Source organism: Halorubrum tropicale (genome assembly GCF_001280455.1).
In the GTDB taxonomy this organism is placed as follows: Archaea; Halobacteriota; Halobacteria; order Halobacteriales; family Haloferacaceae; genus Halorubrum; species Halorubrum tropicale.
The window spans coordinates 842010-860848 of record NZ_LIST01000001.1 but is presented as its reverse complement, the minus strand read 5'-3'; the positions used below and the strand labels follow the sequence as shown (position 1 = coordinate 860848).

20 protein-coding genes are annotated in these 18839 nt (G+C 70.5%); 9 read left to right on the top strand and 11 right to left on the bottom strand.

The genetic code is table 11. The features are described from left to right. The first annotated feature begins 123 nt into the window (after nt 1-123). Nucleotides 124-1032, top strand: coding sequence for a pyridoxal 5'-phosphate synthase lyase subunit PdxS (pdxS, locus tag AMR74_RS04185; RefSeq protein ID WP_053770787.1), 909 nt, complete (start codon nt 124-126; stop codon nt 1030-1032). Between the two features lie 395 nt (nt 1033-1427). On the opposite strand, the gene AMR74_RS04180 is transcribed toward pdxS, so the two are convergent. The 5 genes from AMR74_RS04180 to AMR74_RS04160 all read right to left on the bottom strand — a co-directional run bounded on the left by AMR74_RS04180 (nt 1428) and on the right by AMR74_RS04160 (nt 6257). Beyond that, entirely contained in the window at nt 1428-1904 is a 477-nt protein-coding gene (locus AMR74_RS04180) for a hypothetical protein (RefSeq protein WP_053770786.1), read from the bottom strand. 95 nt (nt 1905-1999) lie between these two features. Next, nucleotides 2000-2407 carry a hypothetical protein gene (locus AMR74_RS04175; RefSeq protein WP_053770994.1) on the bottom strand — a complete coding sequence of 136 codons (408 nt, stop codon included), beginning with the start codon at nt 2405-2407 and terminating at the stop codon, nt 2000-2002. 435 nt (nt 2408-2842) lie between these two features. Then, nucleotides 2843-4015: an ABC transporter permease gene (locus AMR74_RS04170; RefSeq protein WP_053770785.1), complete on the bottom strand. Its 1173-nt coding sequence runs from the start codon at nt 4013-4015 to the stop codon at nt 2843-2845. Further along, nucleotides 4012-4752 carry an ABC transporter ATP-binding protein gene (locus AMR74_RS04165; RefSeq protein ID WP_053770993.1) on the bottom strand — a complete coding sequence of 247 codons (741 nt, stop codon included), beginning with the start codon at nt 4750-4752 and terminating at the stop codon, nt 4012-4014. Before AMR74_RS04165 ends, AMR74_RS04170 begins: the two co-directional genes overlap by 4 nt. 101 nt (nt 4753-4853) lie before the next feature. Next, the gene (locus tag AMR74_RS04160; RefSeq protein ID WP_205625943.1) at nt 4854-6257 is read right to left on the bottom strand and encodes a hypothetical protein; all 1404 of its coding nucleotides are present in this window, start codon (nt 6255-6257) and stop codon (nt 4854-4856) included. A gap of 233 nt (nt 6258-6490) precedes the next feature. On the opposite strand from AMR74_RS04160, the gene psmA reads away from it, so the two are divergent. Continuing rightward, a complete protein-coding gene (gene psmA / locus AMR74_RS04155; protein WP_199236409.1) occupies nt 6491-7273 on the top strand; it encodes an archaeal proteasome endopeptidase complex subunit alpha in 783 nt (260 codons plus the stop codon). A gap of 107 nt (nt 7274-7380) precedes the next feature. Beyond that, on the top strand, nt 7381-7779 hold the full coding sequence (locus tag AMR74_RS04150; protein WP_053770783.1) for a helix-turn-helix domain-containing protein: 399 nt from the start codon (nt 7381-7383) through the stop codon (nt 7777-7779). Between the two features lie 90 nt (nt 7780-7869). Here AMR74_RS04150 and AMR74_RS04145 read toward each other — a convergent pair whose 3' ends face one another. From AMR74_RS04145 to AMR74_RS04135, 3 genes are all read right to left on the bottom strand, one after another. Next, nucleotides 7870-8025, bottom strand: a complete 156-nt coding sequence (locus tag AMR74_RS04145) for a hypothetical protein (RefSeq protein ID WP_240471125.1) — start codon at nt 8023-8025, stop codon at nt 7870-7872. Nucleotides 8026-8326: 301 nt separating this feature from the next. Beyond that, nucleotides 8327-8710 carry a DsrE family protein gene (locus AMR74_RS04140; RefSeq protein ID WP_053770781.1) on the bottom strand — a complete coding sequence of 128 codons (384 nt, stop codon included), beginning with the start codon at nt 8708-8710 and terminating at the stop codon, nt 8327-8329. Between the two features lie 2 nt (nt 8711-8712). Next, a complete protein-coding gene (locus AMR74_RS04135; protein WP_053770780.1) occupies nt 8713-8958 on the bottom strand; it encodes a sulfurtransferase TusA family protein in 246 nt (81 codons plus the stop codon). A 160-nt stretch (nt 8959-9118) separates the two neighbouring features. Between AMR74_RS04135 and AMR74_RS04130 the strand changes: the two genes are divergently transcribed. The 3 genes from AMR74_RS04130 to AMR74_RS04120 all read left to right on the top strand — a co-directional run bounded on the left by AMR74_RS04130 (nt 9119) and on the right by AMR74_RS04120 (nt 11307). Further along, nucleotides 9119-9376: a DUF7542 family protein gene (locus AMR74_RS04130; RefSeq protein ID WP_199236410.1), complete on the top strand. Its 258-nt coding sequence runs from the start codon at nt 9119-9121 to the stop codon at nt 9374-9376. Between the two features lie 131 nt (nt 9377-9507). After that, the gene (locus tag AMR74_RS04125; RefSeq protein WP_053770779.1) at nt 9508-10353 is read left to right on the top strand and encodes a universal stress protein; all 846 of its coding nucleotides are present in this window, start codon (nt 9508-9510) and stop codon (nt 10351-10353) included. A gap of 42 nt (nt 10354-10395) precedes the next feature. Beyond that, nucleotides 10396-11307 (top strand): acetamidase/formamidase family protein, encoded by a 912-nt coding sequence (locus tag AMR74_RS04120; protein ID WP_053770778.1) that lies wholly within the window; start codon nt 10396-10398, stop codon nt 11305-11307. A gap of 52 nt (nt 11308-11359) precedes the next feature. Here AMR74_RS04120 and AMR74_RS04115 read toward each other — a convergent pair whose 3' ends face one another. Continuing rightward, nucleotides 11360-13378 carry an ATP-binding protein gene (locus tag AMR74_RS04115; RefSeq protein ID WP_053770777.1) on the bottom strand — a complete coding sequence of 673 codons (2019 nt, stop codon included), beginning with the start codon at nt 13376-13378 and terminating at the stop codon, nt 11360-11362. Nucleotides 13379-13526: 148 nt separating this feature from the next. Here AMR74_RS04115 and AMR74_RS04110 point away from each other — a divergent pair, with 148 nt between their 5' ends. After that, a complete protein-coding gene (locus tag AMR74_RS04110; protein ID WP_053770776.1) occupies nt 13527-13889 on the top strand; it encodes a DUF5518 domain-containing protein in 363 nt (120 codons plus the stop codon). A 526-nt stretch (nt 13890-14415) separates the two neighbouring features. Here AMR74_RS04110 and AMR74_RS04105 read toward each other — a convergent pair. After that, the gene (locus AMR74_RS04105) at nt 14416-16083 is read right to left on the bottom strand and encodes a tryptophan--tRNA ligase (protein ID WP_053770775.1); all 1668 of its coding nucleotides are present in this window, start codon (nt 16081-16083) and stop codon (nt 14416-14418) included. Between the two features lie 125 nt (nt 16084-16208). Further along, nucleotides 16209-17018, bottom strand: a complete 810-nt coding sequence (locus AMR74_RS04100; RefSeq protein WP_053770774.1) for a TOBE domain-containing protein — start codon at nt 17016-17018, stop codon at nt 16209-16211. A 94-nt stretch (nt 17019-17112) separates the two neighbouring features. Here AMR74_RS04100 and AMR74_RS04095 point away from each other — a divergent pair, with 94 nt between their 5' ends. Both AMR74_RS04095 and AMR74_RS04090 read left to right on the top strand, forming a co-directional pair. Then, the gene (locus AMR74_RS04095) at nt 17113-18087 is read left to right on the top strand and encodes a substrate-binding domain-containing protein (protein WP_053770773.1); all 975 of its coding nucleotides are present in this window, start codon (nt 17113-17115) and stop codon (nt 18085-18087) included. A gap of 2 nt (nt 18088-18089) precedes the next feature. After that, on the top strand, nt 18090-18836 hold the full coding sequence (locus AMR74_RS04090) for an ABC transporter permease (RefSeq protein ID WP_053770772.1): 747 nt from the start codon (nt 18090-18092) through the stop codon (nt 18834-18836). Nucleotides 18837-18839 lie beyond the last annotated feature (3 nt).

Sequence of the window (18839 nt, the reverse complement as noted above, 5' to 3'; positions counted from 1 at the left end):
GGCGGAAGGCAGCGCCCGGGCCGGCGGGAGCGTCCCGAATTCGTTCGGGCCGGGAACGCCGCGCTCGACGCTCCATCCGCCCGAAAGCGACCCGTTAAGTGGTCGGCGCCCCAACCGATATCCATGCCAGAGGCAACGGATCTGGAGGAGCTGAAGCGGGGGACCGAGCTGGTCAAGCGCGGCTTCGCGCAGATGCAGAAGGGCGGCGTGATCATGGACGTCGTCAACCGCGAGCAGGCCCGCATCGCGGAGGACGCCGGCGCGGTCGCCGTGATGGTCCTCGAACACGTCCCGGCGGACATCCGCAAGCGCGGCGGCGTCGCGCGGATGCCCGACCCCGAGCGCGTCCCGGAGATCATCGACGAGGTGTCGATCCCGGTGATGGGCAAGTCCCGGATCGGCCACCGAAAGGAGGCGGAGATCCTGGAGTCCCTCGGCGTCGACATGATCGACGAGTCGGAGGTGCTGACGCCCGCCGACGACGAGTACCACACCGACAAGCGCGACTTCACGTCGCCGTTCGTCTGCGGGGCCCGGAACCTTCCGGAGGCGCTCCGCCGCATCCGCGAGGGCGCGGCGATGATCCGGACGAAGGGCGAGGCCGGCACCGGCGACGTGAACCAGGCCGTCAAACACCAGCGCACCATCAAGAACCAGATCCGCACACTCACCGGCCTCAACTACGAGGAGCGCGAGAAGTGGGCCCGCGAACACGGCGCCCCGCGCGACCTGGTCCACGAGACCGCCGAGGCCGAGCGGCTCCCGGTCGTCAACTTCGCGGCCGGCGGTATCGCGACGCCCGCCGACGCCGCGCTGATGATGTACCACGGCTGCGACGGCATCTTCGTCGGCTCCGGCATCTTCGGCGCGGAGGACCCCGAGGCGATGGGTACCGCCGTCGTCGAGGCCGTCAACAACTGGGACGACCCCGACGAGCTCGCCCGGATCGCGAGCGGCACTGGGAAGGGGATGAAGGGTCAGTCCAATGAGGACATGAAAGAAGAGGAGAAGCTCCAGAGCCGCGGCGTTTAAATAGCCGATTCCGATTGGGGTGGCGGCTTTCATATACCAACTGCTGTGGCGCGTGCCGGTGAGCGGCCGCCATCGGCGGCCGTGAACCGCACGCGCGAGGGACGCCGCGAGCGACCGGAGGGAGCGAGCGGCAGCGAGGCGCGACGCGTCTCTGGCAGCCGGCGGCGCAGCCGCCGGCGACGAGGCTGGGGAGGCGTGAGGCTGCGGCGCGGAGCGGTGCGGGGCGGGACTCAAAGGGGCAGTCGCGAGGGCGGCGGAGGCGACGCAAGGACCGCAAGGAACGAGCGGAGCGAGTGACTGAGGACCGCAGCGAGCGTGCGCCGCCCTCGCGGCTGGGGCTTTGGAGGTGTTCGATACCGATCCGCAATCAACGAACTATAAGCGACCGACCGAGTTTATTTGGACCCGCTCGTTCGCGTCGACAGCCGACTAACGATCACTCCGACCGCGTACCCGACGAGGCCGACGACGACCGCGAACTGTAGCCCGAGTCTGACACCGATTTCGATCCCGCCGAGCAGTTCCGCACGCGCGGATTGGTACCCGTATCCCACCATTCGCGGGTACGAGTACCGGCCCGCGCCCGTCCAGTTACCCGTGAGATAGCCGACGAGCGGGGGGAAGGCGAACCACCAGAACCCGACGAGCCACAGCGATCCGACGGTCGGAACGAGGCCCGCACCCGCGATCCCCGCCGCGACGGCGATTCCGAGCGCAAGCGCGATCCACCAGAGGGAGATCCCGGTGTTCAGTCCGACGGCGAACCCGACGGAGGCGAGCAGGAGGAGCCCGACCACCGCCAGCGGGAGCGCCGTCCTCGCCGGAGAACCGCCGATGAGATGCGGAGACAAGCGGACGTCTCGGAGGGCCATAATCGCTGATTGTCCCGCCGCGCGCAAAAGCCGTTTGGGCCGGAAGTCGGTCGGACCACGGGGAGGGCGGTCGACGAAGTCGCCGGGGACGCCGCTCACCGCACGTCGTCGTCGTACACCCACGCCCCCAAGACCTCCTCGTCGCCGTCGCGACGCCAACGGACCGTCACGAGGTCCGGGAACCGGATCCGTATCCGCAGCGTCTCCCCGTTGATCGCGTCGTCGGGTCCGAGGTCGTCGTCCAGTTCGGCCCACGCGACGGTGTCGTTCTCGCCCGCCTCGTAGTCCACGCTGACATTCGTGACGAACACGTCCCCGGCGCGGAGCCGTTCGGTCCCGCCGGTGTGTTCGATCACCAGTCTGCTCGCCACGTCGTCTGCCCTCTGATGCTCGAACGCGAAACAGGCGAGCTCCTCGCAGTCCGTCAGTTCGCGATACCCGATGGCACCGAATCCGACCGCGCCCGCGCCGAGGAGGAGGACCGCTCGTCGCTTGGGGGACATGGCTCGGGCCGGGACGCGGCGATACATGGGCGTTTTGCCTGAGTCATCGACTCTTATAAATAGCTGATAGTGAATCGACGGGGAACACCGCCAAAGCCCCAGCCGCTCGGCTATACGTGATCGCTCACTCTGCGGTGAACTCCTCCAAAGCCCCAGCCGCGAGGGGGTCGCACACTCGCTGCGCTCCTCGCTCGCTTCGCTCGCTGCGGTGCTTACGTCGTCTGCGACCCCCTCGCGGCTGCCCCTTTGAGTCCCACCCCGCACGGCGACCGCAGCCTCACGCCTCCCCAGCCTCGGCGGACGGCCCGGCGCGGGCAGAGCCGCGCCGGGCCGCCGCCTCCCTCGCGGGCGGCTCGCGCCCTCCGGGCGCTCGCCGGCGCGCCGTTCGGAGTTTAAATGGTCGAGACGATTCGGATTATCGGGCACCCCACAGAATCAGTTCCGCAGCGCCTCGACCGGGCGCTGGTTGGCCGCCTTCCACGCGGGGTACGCGCCGCTGACGAGCCCGACGCCGACGCCGAACACGAGCGCGAGGAGGAGGTAGTACCCGTTCGTCGGGTCGATCACGAGCGCGGCGTCGACGGCGGGCGTCGCGAGGACGAGCCCGGCGACGAGCAGGACGGTGAGCAGCGTGCCGGCCGCGGCGCCGGCCGCGCCGATCAGGCCGGCCTCCGCGAGCAGGACGCGGAGCACGTCGCGGCGGGCGACGCCGACCGCGCGCATCACCCCGATCTCCTGTCTCCGCTCGACGGTGCTCATCAACATCACGTTGAGGATTGAGACGCCGGCGACCACGAGGGAGATGGCGCCGAGCCCGAGCAGGAACGTCGAGAGCAGGTCGAAGAACTCGTTGATCTCGTCGACGAGGGCGGCCAGCTCGAACAGGTCGACGCGCTCCTCGCGGGCGTTCACCTCCTCGCGGATGGCGTTTGCGGCCGCGCGCGCCTCGGCGCCGGTGTCGGAGATGACGAGCGCCTGCGCGTAGCCGTCCGCCGAGAAGGCCGACTCGGGGAGGAAGACGGCGTCGTCGGGCGCCACCGGGCTGAACGTCTGGCTCTCGACTAACACCGCGATCACCCGGACCTGCGAGCCCGCGATCTCGACGGTGTCGCCCGCGCCGGCGTCGAGGTCCGCGGCGATGCCCGCGCCGAGAATCGCCCCCTGCCGGTGTCGCTCGGGGAGCCGGCCCTCGGCGGCCTCGTACGCCAGCGCCGGCTCCTCGATCCCGTACACGGTCGCGAACGTCTGGTCGCCCTGCCGCGCGACCGTGGCGCTGTCCGAGTACAGCGGGACGACCGCGGGCTCGCCCACCGCGCGCCGGATCGAGGCCACGTCCGCGTCCGACAGCGACTCCACGCCGGCGTCGGCGTTCGGCGAGACGACGACCTGCGTGCCGATGTCGCCGATGGCGTCGTCGGCGCCGAGCGCCAGCACGTTCCCGAAGATGCCGAGCGCGGCGACCGCGAGCACGCCGATACAGACGCCCAGCACCGCCAGCACCGTCCGCACGCGGTTCCGCCGCAGGTTCCGCGACGCCATCGACACCGCGGGCCGCCAGCCGCGGAGCCAGCCGGCGGATCCGGCGCCCGTCCGGTCGCCGTCGCTCATCGGTCGTCCCCCGCGTCCGGCAGCCCGCCGGTCAGCACGCCGTCGGTGAGGTCGACGACGCGGTCGGCGTACTCCTCAACGAGCGGGTCGTGCGTGACCGCGACGACGGCGACCCCCTCGGCCTTGACGCGCTCGAACTCGCCGAGGATCGACTCCCCCGTCTCGGTGTCGAGGTTCCCCGTCGGCTCGTCAGCGAGCAGCACGGCGGGCTCGTTGATCAGCGCGCGGGCGATGGCGACGCGCTGCTTCTGCCCGCCGGAGAGCTCGCTCGGGTCGTGGTCGAGGCGGTCGCCGAGCCCGAACCGCGCGAGCAGGTCGGCCGCCCGGCCGCTCGCGTCGCCGGGGTCGAACGCGGTCGGCATCGCGACGTTCTCGACGGCCGTCAGCGTCGGCAGCAGGTGAAAGTCCTGGAAGACGAACCCGATCGACTCCTTCCGCGCCCGGGTCCGCTCGGCGACGGAGAGGTTCGTCACGTCGGTCCCGTTCAGCAGGCGCCGGCCCGCGGTGGGGTCGTCGAGCAGCCCGAGCACGTTCAGCAGCGTCGACTTCCCGGAACCGCTGGGGCCGACGACCGCGACGAACTCGCCGGGCCGGACCGCGAAGTCGACGTGATCGAGCGCGACGACCGGATCGCCGCCGCCGCTCGGGTAGCGCTTCACCACGTCCCGCAGCGCGACGCCGAACTCGGCGTCGCCTGCGGAGTCCGTCGTTCGGTCGACCGCACCCTCGGCGGTCACGGCGTCGTCCCTCGCGTCGCTCCCGGAGTCGTCGTTCACCGCGTCAACCTCGGAGTCGCCGTTCACCGCGTCGCCCGTCGCGTCGGCCGCGGCGTCCCCGCTCACGGCGCCGACCCGCCGCGTCGCCGCCCCGTCGACCCGCCGATCCGTCCGGTCCTGACCGCGAGGCCGACCGCGCCGGCCAGGCCGACGAGCGCGAGGCCGCTCGCGACCGCGCCAGCGGCGCCCACGCCGCCGACGCCGATCCGACCGAGCGTGCCGCCGCTCTCCCCGTCGTCGTCGGCCTCGGGCGCCGCCACCGTCAGCGTCTCCGTGTACCGGACGCCCCGCTCGGTGTAGGTGACGCGGATCGGTATCTCGTCGGCGACGGAGGCGTTCACCGCGGTCGTCAGGTCGAACCCGACGAAGTCGCTCGCGCCGAGGGTGCCGACGAAGTACTCGCCGCCCGCGGCGGTCGGCTCGACGCCCGGCGCGTCGCCGACAGAGACGACCGCGCCGGTCATCTCGCCGCCGCCGGCGTTGCCGAGGTTCGCGTCGACGACGACGCCGTCGGCGGTCTCGCGCACGGTCGCGTCGGTGACGGTCGGGGCCGCCTCGCGGACTGGGTACGTCACCGTCGACTGCGCGCTGCGGTCCGCGCCCCGGTCGTCGAACCGGTCCGTGTCGGCGCGGAAGGCGGCGGTGACCGTCACCTCCGACCGCCGGTCGAGCGGGCCGAGGTCGACGATCACCCGCCGCTCCTCGCCGGGCGCGACGTCCTCGACGACGAACGGGCCGACCGAGACGGTCCGCTCGTCGCCGTCGACCGCGGTCCCGACCGCGTGGAGGCTCACCCGGTCGGCGGTCGTCGTGCCGGTGTTGACCACCGTCACCTCGACGGGCGAGTCGGCGACCGGGGGCGCGTCGCCCTGGCCGTCCGCGTCGCCGGTGTCGAGGCCGCCGCCACCGCCGAAGATGCCCTGGATGCCGCCGACGCTGAGGTCGCCGGCCGAACTCTCACTTCCCTCGTCGCTCTGGAGGTCCTCTGGGTCGAGCGCGCGGGTCCGCAGGTCGAGCGCGACCTGGGTCGGCCGGACCTCGATCACGGTGTCCCGGCTGACGGTCACGAACTCGCCGGTCGTCGACTGGTTCGCGACCGCCTCGACGGTGAGCCGCTTCGCGCCCGGCTCGTCGAACGACGTCCACAGCGTCGCGTCGAGCGAGTCGCCCGCCGAGAGCGCGCCGACGCCCGTGACGCTGTCGAGCACGTCGCCGTCGGCGTTCCGGACGCGGACCGTCGTGACGTTCGCCGCCGCGTCGCTGCCGCCGGAGTTCGAGACGGTGACGTTCAGCGCCGTCCGCTCCCCGACGGTCGGGTCGCTCGGGGAGGCCCCCACCTCGCCGACGGTGATCCGCGCGTCCGGGACCGCCGCCGCGCCGCCCGCCGCGAAGGCCCCGCCGATCGTCGCGAGAATGGTCACGGCGGCCAGTAGCGCGGCCGCGGATGGTGTACGAGTCAAGGTCATACGTTTTACGCGATACCCGTGGATATATCCGTCGGCGACGGAAGCGACGCGCGCGCCGCCTCGCAGCGACGGGCGCGACGGAAACTCCATCGGCGGTCGTTCGGGGGCAGGGGGCCGCCGGGCTCGGGGTTTCGGCAGTCTCCGAGACGTACCGGTTACGGATGCTTTTTCAACGGGCCGACGTAAGTAGCGGTAATGAGCGAACGCGACACCGCGCGAGCGGGTGATGGACGATGATGGGGAACAACGACCAGCAGGCGTACGACCGCGGCACGTCGCTGTTCTCGCCGGACGGGCGCATCTACCAGGTCGAGTACGCCCGCGAGGCGGTCTCGCGCGGCGCGCCGAGCGTCGGCGTCCGGACGACCGACGGCGTCGTGTTCGTCGCGATGTCCCGCCCCTCCTCGTCGCTGATGGAGGCCGAGAGCATCGAGAAGCTCCACAAGCTCGACGACCACGTCGGCACCGCGAGCGCCGGCCACGTCGCCGACGCCCGCCAGCTGATCGACCTCGCGCGCCGCCAGTCGCAGGGGAACCGCCTGCGCTACGGCGAGCCCGTCGGCGTCGAGACGCTGACGAAGTTCGTCACCGACCACATCCAGGAGAACACCCAGCGCGGCGGCACGCGCCCCTACGGCGCCGCCCTCCTCATCGGCGGCATCGACGACGGCGAGCCGCGCCTGTTCGCGGCCGACCCCTCGGGCACCCCCAACGAGTGGAAGGCGACGGTCATCGGCGGCGGCCGCCAGGAGATCCAGGGCCACCTCGAGTCGGAGTGGCGCGACGACCTCTCGCTCGCGGCGGGCATCGAACTCGCGGTCGCGGCGCTGGCCGCTCACGACGACGAGTTCGAGCCCGCCGACCTCGCGGTCGCGACCGTGACCGAGGCCGACGGCTTCCGGACGGTGCCGGCCGAGGAGGTCGAGACCGCGTTCGAGGCGGCCGGCCTCGACACCGACGACGAGACGGACGCTGACGGCGAGGCGGGCGGCGACGCCTCCGGAAGCGACGAGTAGCGACCACGCCGATCGGCTCACGTTCGGCGCTCGGCGACGGAGTGCGTGGAATTGTACATCCCACACACAACACTTTTAGCGGCGGAGCGCCTCATGTACGACATAAAATGCCCGATTCGATGTCAGAACAGCTCCAGCGAGACATGGAGTGCGAGGGGTTACTCGAGTGTTTCCACGGCCTGAAGCAGTTGGACAAGGACTGTTACCAGGCGCTCGTCTCGGCGGACGAGGCACTCACGATCGACGAGGTGGCCGAACGCGTCGACCGGGAGCGCTCCACCGCCTACCGCGCGGTTCAGCGGCTCCTCAAGGCCGGCTTCATCCAGAAGGAGCAGATCAACTACGACCACGGCGGCTACTACCACGTGTACAGCCCGACGGACCCGTCTCAGATCGCCGACGACATGCAGCGGATGCTCAACGACTGGTACGCGAAGATGGGCCAGCTCATCGGCGAGTTCGAGGAGAAGTACGACGAGCCAGAGCGCGCCGTCGTCGAGGGCTGAGCCGAGCGTCGCTCGTCAGAGGCCGCTCACGAGATGGTCTCGACGCGGGGAGAGTCGGCGCCGCGGAGTTTCGCGGGAGGCCTCGGGTCGCTACACTGCGTAGACGAGGGCCCGTCGGCACTCGGGACGCACGCACGGGACCGGCGTGATGATCTCGCCGGCGCAGAGGCCGCCGAGGAGCCCGTCGTTCGGTCCGTCGAAGACGATCGAGAGCGTCCCGAGCGCGTCAGTCCCCTGTAGCTCCACCGCCTCTGGCGGCTCTCCGCAGTCCGGACGGCCTCTTCGGCGGGCACAGGTGTGCGTTTCGAGCACTTCGTAAGGTGGTTGTGATCCGTACGTCTCCGATCAGAGCTAAGCCCGCTCGTACACCGATTCGGACGTACCGGTGATGAAGAGCAGTCTCGAACGGCAGGGGAAGGGGTTCGAGGATCGAGGGCGTTTCGGACGGCGATCGAGGACCGAGAGCGTTTCGGACGGCGATGCGGCTACGGGGCGCACGCGCATTAAAGGGGAGGTGGAATGGAGCGGACCGACGCGACGCCGGCGTTCAGAACGTGAACACGTGGTCGGCCTCCTCAGCGGCCTCGAGGAAGGTGACCGCACCGGCGAACTGCGTCGTCAAGTCGTCGTCGATGGCGTCCTGCTCCCACTGGAGCATGTCCAGCGTGGTCGTACACGCGACCGAGGTGACCGCCTCTCCGCCGTCGGCGATCAGCTGGTCGAGCATGTCGTAGGGGTTCGGCATCCCTTCGTCGAGCAGCGGCTGGACCGACGAGAGGTCTTTCTCGCCCTCCAACAGGTGCGTCAGTCCGTCGAAGGTGAAGTAGAGGAACACGTCCGTGTCCATCGTCAGCGCGACGTGCCCGAGGTTGGTCGCCATCGCGAGGTTCTTCGGGTCGTCGCTGGAGACGATGATGCCGATCTCGTCCATACTCATGCCTCCTTGCGGACGTAGTGGGTGTACACGTCGTCGCCCTCCTCCTGCTCGAGGAGCATGACGCCGTCGGTGCCCGTCGCCCACCCGTCGATGTCGCTTACACTTCCGGGATCGGTCGCGACGACCTCCAGCACCTCACCGGGGGCGAGGTCGTCGATCGCGCCCTTCGTCTTCACGATGGGCATCGGGCAGCTCAGTCCTTTCACGTCCAGCGTCTCCGCGATATCGATTTCGGTGCTCATGATCGATTGTTTGTACGCACCAGACAATACTGCGCGCGTCGGTTTTAATCTTGTGTGTTTAGTCCAATACGGATGCGGGAGGCGCGGCGGTCTGTCCCCGGACCACTCGGCGCAAGAGCCGATAGCGGCACTTACCACGGTCGAGACCGAACGTGGACCCATGCCGACGACAGTTCGCGTCCGCTGTACCGACTGTGCGTACGACGAGACGTTCGACTCGCTCCGGCGGGCGCGGACCGCGCTCGACGACCACGAGCGCGCGACGAGCCACGCCGTCGACTGGGAGATCGGTGGGCTCTCGGCCGGCGTTGAGCGGGCGGGCGACGACGCCGGCGTCTGCGGTCGAGATGGGTGCGCGAACGCGAACTCGCCGCTCCTCGATCACGGACCGGCCTCCGCGCCCGACCGGGACGTCTGAGGCGAGTCGCCCCGGCGGCGGCGACTTCCCGCCGGGGGTGCGCCGACGCCGGTCGGTCGCCGTGTCGTCTCTCCGAATACCCCATATTGTACAACAAAAGCAATATTACTCGGGGGCACGAACGGTCGCGTATGAAGATCGTATTCGCGACGGACCTCTCGGACGCGAACGAAGCGGCGATCGAGTCGCGGACCTGTCTGGAGTGTCTCGACAACATCGGCGTCAGGGAGGTTCACCTGTTGACCGTCGTCCCGGACAACGTGTCCAGCGGGCTGCCGGGGATGGACGCCGCCAGCGACGCCAGGGAGGCGCTCGCCCCACAGCGGAACGTGTTCGAGCGCGCTGGATTCGAGGTGGAGACGCACGTCGCCCGCGGGACACCGCACCGGCGGATAAACGGATTGGCCGAGCGGCTCGACGCGGACATGATCGTCGTCGGGTCGCGCGGACAGTCTCCGCTCCGGAATCGGCTCATCGGCGGCACCGTTCGCAACGTCGCGCGGACGGCGGTCAGGCCGTTGCTCGTCGAGCGGATCGAGGAGACGGCGAGCGGGCACGCGGTCAGGAAGGAACACCTGTTCCAGGACGTGCTGTACGCGACCGACTTCTCGGAGAACGCGGCGCGCGCCTACGACTACTTCCCGTCGCTGACGGGCGCGACAGAGCGGGCGTACCTGCTCCACGTGGGCGATGGGGACGCGGAGTCGACGGCGACCGCCGAGGAGCGACTGGACGAACTGGCGACGGATCTCCGTGACCGGACCGGGTTCGATGTCGAGACCAACGTCAGGTCCGGGAACCCCGTCGACGAGATCACGGCCGAAGAGGAGCGCGTGGGCGCGACGACGACGCTCATCGGCGCGCGCGGGACGAGCCGACTCCGGCGGCTCCTCCTCGGGAGCACCGCGGAGTCGATCGTCGCGCGCGGGACAAACAACGTCTTGCTCGTCCCCCCCGAGGCGGCCGCGCCGCGCTGACGCGGCCGGAGTTTTTAGTCCCGGAGCGCCCAGGAGAGCCTGATGGCGCGAGAGACGGTCACACACCGCGACGGCCACGTGTACGAGTTCGGTCCGGAGATGGACCCGGTGTACGAGGCCGCGGACGGCGAGTCGCTGACGATCGAGACGGTCGACAGCCTGAACGGCGCGATCCAGGAAGCTGACGACCTGCTCGGCGCGATCCCGGAGGAGGTCAACGCCGCGACGGGACCGATCGCGGTCGCCGGCGCGAGCCCCGGCGACGTGCTCGCGGTCGAGATCGAGGCCGTGCGCGTCGCGGAGGACCGCGGCCGCGTGCTCACCGCCCCCGGGTTCGGACTCCTCCGGGACGACCCCGATATCGACCACCCGGCGACGCGGATCACCGAGGTCGACGCCGACGCGGAGGCGGTCGACTTCGAGGGGATCGACGTGCCGATCGAGCCCGTGATCGGGACGATCGGCGTCGCCACGGACGGCGAGACGGTCTCGACGCTCACGCCCGACGACCACGGCGGGAACCTCGACACGACCGACGTGACCGGCGGGACGACCGTCTACTTCCCCGTCTTTCAGGAGGGGGCGATGCTGGCGCTGGGCGACGCGAAGGCCGCGATGGCGGACGGCGAGATGTGCGGGACGGGCGCCGAGATAGCGGTCGAGGTCGACGCGACGCTGTCGGTGATCGAGGACCCCGCGGTCTCGCCCGCCCGCCCCCTCCTCGACACCGGCGACGCCGTGAAGACGGTCGCGAGCGCCGAGACGATGGAGGCGGCCGTCGAGCTGGCGAACGCCGACATGCTGGACCTGCTTTCGCACCACCACGGGTTCTCGCGCACCGAGGCGTACCTCTTCTCCAGCCTCGTCGGCGGCCTGGAGGTCAGTCAGGTGGTCGACCCGCAGGTGACGGCGCGGAACGCGGTGCCGAGCGAGTACCTCTCGCTGCCGTTCTGAGCCCCTACACCGCGGCCTCCTGAGTCGTGCCCGTCGCGTCGACCGGCCGGCCTCAGCGCTCGGACCGCTCGGCGAACCGCCGCGCGGCGTCGCTCAGGCCCCCGTCGGTCGGCGGCTCGGCCCGCTCCGACTCGGCGACCTCGCCGGCCTCGGCCGCCGCCTCTGCGTCGGCGTCCGTCGCGTCGGCTTCGGTGACGACCCCCTCGGTCTCCTCTGGTGCCGCGTCGGCGCCGTCTCGGGCGGCCGCACCGTCGTCGGGGACGGCGGCCGCCCCCTCCCCGACCTCGGCCGGGTCGGCGTCCGGCGGATAGCTCAGTTCGGCGGGGGGGACGAAGGCGGTCTCGACCGCGCGGACGATCTCGCGGACCTGCGCCTCGTCGAGGCGGTCCGCGTACGCCTCGCGGACGAGGTCCGGGACCGCGTACGCGTAGTGGCCGCGACCGGCGTGGCGGATGAGCCCCGCGCGCCGGATCGGCCGGTGGCGGCTGTAGGCGTGCCCGGAGTCGCCGTCGCCGCCGGCGTCGATGTGGGCCGCGACGGGGTCGCTGGCGCCCTCGCGGCGGTAGTGGCGGAGCATGCCGCGCGAGAGCTCCGGGAGCGCCTCGATCCGCGAGCGCAGCTCCTCGATCACCGCCTCCCGGGTGCCGAGCTCGATCGCGTCGTCGAACCGGAGCGCGCTCTCGGCCACGTCGTCGCGGGTGACCGGGTCGACGTCGTCCGGCGGGGCAGGGTCGGACTCGGCCGCGGGTTCGGCGTCCGCGGGTTCAGCGTCGGCGGGTTCGGCGTCCGGGTCCGACGAAGCGCCGTCGGCGGACGCGGCCGGCTCCGCGTCCCCCTCGGTGCCGCCGTCGGCGGAGGGCGCCGCCTCGCTCGCGGGGTCGTCGTCGCCCCTCGTGGCGGCGACCGCCTCGTCGTACGACTTGAGCACGGACTGCCCGTCGGCGCCGTCGGCGACGGCGTCGCCGTCGGGGGGGCTGGCGCCGACCCGGGCCCGGCCGCCGCCGCTCCGGTACGGCGCCTCGGCCTTGCCGAGGAGCGCCTGCGCGAACTGGTCGGCCATGTCGCTCAGGTCGCGGGCCTCCTCCAGTTCGCGTTCGAGGTCGGCTATCCGGCGGTCCTTCTTCTCTAGCTCCTGTTTGAGGTCGGCTATCTCGGAGTCGCGGCGCTCCTTCTCGTCGGAGATCGACTGGAGCTCGCCGACGAGGTCGCTGGAGACGGACTTCAGCTCGGGGCGCTCGAAGTCGTCGAGCCCGGGGGTCGCGCCCGCGTCGAACGTCTCCTTACGATGGAACTGGATCCGGCGGATCGACTCGTCCCAGTCGGTCATCAGGAAGGCCTCGCCGTCGCCTAAGTCCTCCACCGCGCTCGCGTACTTCGACCCGAGGATGCGCCCGACGACCTTCGTGTCGTTGTCCCACGTGAGCCGGTGCCAGCAGAGCCAGTCGCACTGGGTGATGAAGTCCTTTTTCACGTCCGCGGGGCGCTGGCTGATCCCGACGATGCCGAGGCCGTGTTTCCGGCCGCGCTTGCCCACCTTGATCAGCATCTTCCCCGTCTCGTCCATCCCGCCGCCCTCGGGGATGTACTCGTGGCACTCCTCGACGACGAGCAGGAAGGGCTTCTTCAAGCGCTTCTCCTTCGCGAACAGCTGCTTGACGACCTCCAAGAGCAGCTCGTTGGCGGTGTCCTCTTCGAGGTAACCGGAGACGTCTAAGATGATCGGGACGTTCTGCTCTAAGGCGAGGTTCGCGAGCTTCTCGGCGTGTTCCGGGGAGACGACGATGTCGCACTCCTCGTCGGCGCCGGCGTGGAGGATCTCGTATTCCTCCTTAAGTCCGTAATATTCACCGTCTGTATCCACGATGAGAACCGGGAAGCCGCTGTCGAGCAGGTTCTCGATGACGACGCTCGCGGTGTTGCTCTTCCCGGAGCCGGATTTGCCCGTGATGAAGGACCGGCCGGTGAGCACGTCGACGACCGGGAGCTCCACCGGGGAGCCGGGGTCCGCCGTCGCGTCGCCGCCGATCCCCTCGCTGACGTCCGCGACGTGGATCGTCTCCTCCTCGCTCATACCCGTGAGAGGTGGCGCCCGCCTCATAAACTATCGCCTCGTCGCCCGGGCGGGCCGCTCTGCCGGCGGTCGCGTCGCCGACCGACGGCGACCGGGCCGCCTTCGGGCGTCCGCAAGACGTATATCGTCCCCAAGAGTTCGACCGCACATGGACACCGAGAACACCCTCCTCAACGCGGTGGTCGGCGCGATCGCGTCGGCCCTCCTCTCGTTCACCGGCATCTCACCGCTCCTCGGCGGCGCGGTCGCCGGGTACCTGAACGGCGACGACGGGCTTCGGGTCGGCGCGCTCTCCGGCGCGATCGCGTCGATCCCGATCGTCGGACTGCTGCTGCTCGCGCTGGTGGTCCTTCCGTTTCTGGGATTCTTCGGGTTCCCGCTCGAAGCGGGTCTCGCGGCCGGCGGGGTCTTCCTGGTCGCCGCCCTCATCGTGTTGGGCGGCGTCGCTTACAGCGTGGTGTTGAGCGCGCTCGGCGGACTGCTGGGCGTGTACGTGAAAGACGAGCTGTAGGTCGATCGCTGTTATTTATAAATAGTTGAATCTGGACCGGCGATAAACACTACCGTAGTCCCAGTCGTTTGTTTATAAATAGTTGCTGGCAGACCGGCCACGAACACCGCCGAAGCCCCAGCCGGGAGGACAGCGCACGCTCGCTGTCGCCCGAAAATCGAAGATTTTCGAGATGACGAGAGAGCTTCGCTCTCTCGAACCACGCTCCTCACTCGGTCGCTCACTCTGTTCGCTCCCTCTTTGCGGTGCGTGCGTCGCCTGCGCTGTCCTCCCGGCTGCCACTTCGAGTCCCGCCCCCGCACAGCGACCGCACCTCACGCCTCCCCAGCCTCGTCAGTCGCCGTCGCTTCGCTCCGGCGACTTGACTCCAGCGAGGGACCGGAGGTCCCTCTGGCAGCCGGCGCGTAGCGCCGGCGACCTCGCGCGTGCGACTCGCACCCTGCGGGCGCTCGTCGGCACGCACCACCGCACTGTCTATGTATAAAGAGACGGCGTGAGAATCGGCTCGCGACTCAGCGAAGACGCCTCAATGCTCGCCGCCGGTGCCGCGCCGGTCGGAGTCGAGGTCGATGTCGAGGTTCTCAAGCAGCTCCTCGGCCTCCTCGCGCTTCTCCTGGTGGTCTTCGAGGAACTCGCGCATCAGCTCGGCTGCCTGCTCCTTACAGCCGCCACAGAGGCGGTCGCCGTTGACGCACTCCGAGTACACCTCCTTCGTCAGCTCGTCGTCGTCGCCCGCGAGCAGGTAGGCATACAGCTCGTACACCGGACACTCGTCGGCCTCGCCGCCGAGCTCGCGCTGCTCCTCGGCGGTGTCGCGGCCACCGGTCGTCGCCGCCTTCACCTTGTCGTACCCGTCCTCGGGGTCGTCGAGCAGCGAGATGTGGCTCGCCGGGATCGACGAGGACATCTTCCCGCCGGTGAGCCCGGTCATGAACCGGTGGTAGATCGAGGAGGGCTGCCGGAAGCCGAACCCGTCGTGGTCGATCTCGACCTCCCGGGCGACCGACTCGGCCTCTTCCCGCGTGAGGTCGAAGGCGTCGACGTGGCCTTCGAACACGCGCTTCTCGCCGTCGACCGACTCGATCAGCGCCTCGAACGCCTCGTCGGTCGCGTTGCGGTCGAAGAAGCGCACCCGGGGGCGGAGCGGCTCCTTCCCGCCGGCTTCGAGCTTGTCGAGCGCGCTCGCCTTCGCGGCCGCGAGGTCAACGCTCTCGCGGTCCGACTCCGGCGGCTCGTAGTCGGCGAGCCACTCGGCGGCGTCCTCACAGCGCACGTCGGGGTCGTCGCCGGCGGCGCGCTCCGCCGCGAGCGCGTCGTAAGCGGCCCGGACCAGCTGCCGCTCGTCGTCGTCCAGCTCGAAGGAGGCGAACGCCTCGGTCACCTTGAAGTAGCGCACGCGGGTCGCCAGGTCGCGGGTGAGCCGGACGTGCGGGTCCTGGTCGGGGCCGACCGGGATCACCGTGGGCTTCGGCTCGTCGACGAGCTGCGGGTAGAGGATGTCCGCCGTCTGGGTGATCACGCTCTGCATGTGCGAGATATTCGTTTCGCCGTCGAAGCCGTAGATCGCCTCGAACTCCGAGAAGTTCGCCTTCGAGCCGAGCTCGAAGCCGAGGTCCTGGACCTCGCGGTTGTCCGACTGGCGGTAGATCTCGCCCTCTTCGGCGTCGAAGCCGAGCGCGAGCAGCGAGAGGAGGTAGTTGCGCGCGTGCTCGTCGATCTCGGACCACGACATGCCGCGCGCCGAGTGGGCTTCGAGGTCGGCGATCAGTCCGAACGCGTCGCCGCCCATCTCCTGGTGCCAGATGATCTCGTCGAACACGAGCTTGTGGCCGATGTGCGGGTCGCCGGTGGGCATGAACCCGGACAGCGCCGCGAACGGCTCGTCGTTCGCCATCGCCTCGGCGACCGCGTCGTACTCGCGGTGGCCGAAGATGACACCGCGGCGCATCAGGTAGTGCGGGTCCGGGACCTCGTCGGCGACCTCGTCGAACGCCTCAATGCCGAACTCCTCGAACAGGTCCGCGTAGTCGCCGACCGACGCCGACCCCCACGGGTCGAGCGCGACGTCCTCGGTCGGCTCGTCCGCGCGCTCGGTCCCGCCGTCGGTCCGAGGGGGCGCCGACGGCCCGGGGGCGGGGTCGGACCCGCGCCCGTCGCCGTCCGGCGTCGCCCCCTCGGGGGTGTCCTCGTCCATACCACCTCTCCCGTCGGTCGACGCAAAAACCGTTCGCTTGCGCGAGAGCGGTTCCCACGCCCCGGCGGGCGATCGACCTCACCGAAACGGACGACCCCACCGACGGGCGAGCCCACCGGACAGCGTCACGCCGCGTGCGCCACCAGTCGCGTCGCGGTCGCCTTCCAGCGGATCGAGACCGAGTCGCTGGGAGCGAGGCCCAGCCGCTCGATGCTCTCGGCGGTGATCAGCGCGGCCACCTCGACGTCGGTCGCGTCGGCCGAGCCCTCGGCCGCCCCGACCGCGATCCGGACCGTCGACACCGTCTCGCCGGAGTCGACGCGCGAGACGCGGCCGGCGAGGCGGTTCCGGGCGCTCGTCGCGTCGGGGTCCACCGCGTCGGCCGCGTCGTTGACCGTGACGGCGTCGGCGCCGATCCGGACCTGAACCGCGTCGCCGACGTTCACTCCGCTCGCGCCGTCCCCGACGCCACCGTTCTCGTTCCCGCCGTCCGCGTCGTCTCCCGTTCCCCCGTGAAGCCCGGACAGTTCCCCGACCGGGGTGTCGACGACCGCGAGTTCGCCGTCGACGGCCGTCACGGTTCCCTCGAGCACCGTCTCTGGGACCGCCGCGGCCGCCGCGAGGACGGCCTGGAGCCGGTCGTAGCGGTCGAGGAGCGCGCGGCCGGACGCGGCGAGCCGGCTCCCGCCGCCGCCCTCGCCGCCGCGGCGCCGCTCGACGAGCGTCCCGTAGGCCTCCTCTAAGGCCTCGATCCGCGAGAGTGCGCGGGCGCGCGAGCGGCCCAGGTCGGCGGCCGCGCCCGCGACGGACCCCGCCGCGTCGACCGCGCGCAGCAGCGCCGCGTCGCGGCCGTCGAACTCGACGCCGTCCTCGATGAGCGCGGCCCGCCCGCGTCCCGCCGCCGCGTCCGGACCGGCTTCGGTCGGCTCTCCCATGCCCGGAGGATGCCCCCGGGCCGTCATGGCGTTTTCGCCCCGTCGCCCGCCGCGGCGCGGAAGTTATATGTAGCGTCGACCCACCGTTGTATCTATGTCGATACAACGGAGGCGGTTCGTGACCGCGCTGGTCGCCGGAGCGATCGCGAGCACGGCGGGCTGTTCGTCGACGAGCGGCGACAGCGGCGACGGCGGGAACGGCGGGAACGGGACCGACGGGAGCGGAAGCACGACCGAGTCGGTCGGCGTCGCCGGCGAGACGCTGACGCTCACGACGACGACGAGCACGTACGACACCGGCCTCCTCGACGCGATCCACACGGACTTCGAGGAGATGTACGGCGTCACCGTCGACGCCGTCGCGCAGGGGACCGGCGCGGCGTTGGAGACCGCCCGCAACGGCGACTCGGACATCGTGATGGTCCACGCCCGCGGGCTCGAAGACGAGTTCATGCGGAACGGGTACGGGGTCAACCGGCGGGACCTGATGTTCAACGACTTCGTGATCGTCGGCCCCGAGGCCGACCCCGCCGGGATCGAGGGGATGGACTCGGCGACGGCGGCGCTCACCGCCATCGCCGAGGCGGAGGCGCAGTTCGTCTCGCGGGGCGACAACTCCGGCACGCACACGAAGGAGCTGAACCTCTGGGAGGCGGCCGGCACGGAGCCCGGCGGCGACTGGTACCAGGAGACCGGCACCGGAATGGGCGAGGCGCTGAACATCGCCAACCAGCAGGGCGCGTACACGCTCTCCGACCGCGGGACCTTCATCTCGCAGCGCTCGGAGATCGACCTGACGATCCTGGTACAAGGACCGATCGAGGGCGGGCCGGATATCCTCTCGAACCCGTACGGGGTGATGGCGGTCAACCCCGGGGTCCACGAGAACGCCAACTACGACCTCGCGATGGCGTACATCGGCTGGATCACCAGCCCGGGCGTCCAGGAGGCCATCTCGGAGTACCAGGTGAACGGCGAGCAGCTGTTCTTCCCGGAGGCCGTCTCCGAGGACCCGAACTTCCAGCAGTACGTTCCGGAGGGTTGGAGTAGCGAGAGCGACGACTCGTAGTCGTGCCGTTCGAAGCGACCGTCCAGTCGGTCCCAGCGCTGCTCGACGCCGCGCGGCCCGCGGCGTCGCTCCTCGGCGTCTCGTTCAGGGACGGGTACGTCGGGAGCGTCATCGCCGTCTCGCTGTACGTGAGCCTGACCGCGGTGGCGCTGAGCACGCTCGTCAGCGTGCCGGCCGCCGTCGCCATCGGGCTCACGGAGTTCCCCGGCAAGGGGTTCGTGAAGTCGGTGGTCAACACCGGGATGGGGTTCCCCAGCGTGGTCGTGGGGCTCGTCGTGCTGTTCGCGGTCTCGAACCAGGGGCCGCTCGGCTCGCTGGAGCTGATCTTCACCCGCGAGGCGATGATCATGTCGCAGTTCGTCCTCGCGACGCCGCCGATCACGGCGATCAGCCTCGCCGCCGTGAGCGGCGTCGACGACGGGGTCCGCGACGCGGCCCGCGTCCTCGGCGGGACGCGCGTCGACGTGGCGCTCGTCGTGATCAAGGAGGCGCGGTACGGGATCGCGACCGCGGTGCTGGCCGGCTTCGGCCGCGCGATCAGCGAGGTCGGCTCGGTGCTCATCGTCGGCGGGAACATCACGAGCGCGGACGGCATCTCGAAGACGCGCACCCTGACGACGGCGATCCAGCTCGAGGCGCGGCAGGGGCAGTACGAGACCGCCATGGTGCTCGGCGCCGTCCTCGTCGCGCTCGTGTTGACGGTCAACGCGATCGTCGTCCGCTTCGGCGACCGGGGGGTGGCGGGCTGATGC

Coding starts and splice junctions, on each gene's coding strand:
- AMR74_RS04095 (WP_053770773.1), top strand. CDS start 17,113: ATGTCGATACAACGGAGGCGGTTCGTGACCGCGCTGGTCGCCGGAGCG.
- psmA (WP_199236409.1), top strand. CDS start 6,491: ATGATGGGGAACAACGACCAGCAGGCGTACGACCGCGGCACGTCGCTG.
- AMR74_RS04175 (WP_053770994.1), bottom strand. CDS start 2,407: ATGTCCCCCAAGCGACGAGCGGTCCTCCTCCTCGGCGCGGGCGCGGTC.
- AMR74_RS04125 (WP_053770779.1), top strand. CDS start 9,508: ATGAAGATCGTATTCGCGACGGACCTCTCGGACGCGAACGAAGCGGCG.
- AMR74_RS04180 (WP_053770786.1), bottom strand. CDS start 1,904: ATGGCCCTCCGAGACGTCCGCTTGTCTCCGCATCTCATCGGCGGTTCT.
- AMR74_RS04110 (WP_053770776.1), top strand. CDS start 13,527: ATGGACACCGAGAACACCCTCCTCAACGCGGTGGTCGGCGCGATCGCG.
- AMR74_RS04150 (WP_053770783.1), top strand. CDS start 7,381: ATGCCCGATTCGATGTCAGAACAGCTCCAGCGAGACATGGAGTGCGAG.
- AMR74_RS04120 (WP_053770778.1), top strand. CDS start 10,396: ATGGCGCGAGAGACGGTCACACACCGCGACGGCCACGTGTACGAGTTC.
- AMR74_RS04160 (WP_205625943.1), bottom strand. CDS start 6,257: ATGACCTTGACTCGTACACCATCCGCGGCCGCGCTACTGGCCGCCGTG.
- AMR74_RS04115 (WP_053770777.1), bottom strand. CDS start 13,378: ATGAGCGAGGAGGAGACGATCCACGTCGCGGACGTCAGCGAGGGGATC.
- AMR74_RS04135 (WP_053770780.1), bottom strand. CDS start 8,958: ATGAGCACCGAAATCGATATCGCGGAGACGCTGGACGTGAAAGGACTG.
- AMR74_RS04170 (WP_053770785.1), bottom strand. CDS start 4,015: ATGAGCGACGGCGACCGGACGGGCGCCGGATCCGCCGGCTGGCTCCGC.
- AMR74_RS04100 (WP_053770774.1), bottom strand. CDS start 17,018: ATGGGAGAGCCGACCGAAGCCGGTCCGGACGCGGCGGCGGGACGCGGG.
- AMR74_RS04105 (WP_053770775.1), bottom strand. CDS start 16,083: ATGGACGAGGACACCCCCGAGGGGGCGACGCCGGACGGCGACGGGCGC.
- AMR74_RS04130 (WP_199236410.1), top strand. CDS start 9,119: ATGCCGACGACAGTTCGCGTCCGCTGTACCGACTGTGCGTACGACGAG.
- pdxS (WP_053770787.1), top strand. CDS start 124: ATGCCAGAGGCAACGGATCTGGAGGAGCTGAAGCGGGGGACCGAGCTG.
- AMR74_RS04140 (WP_053770781.1), bottom strand. CDS start 8,710: ATGGACGAGATCGGCATCATCGTCTCCAGCGACGACCCGAAGAACCTC.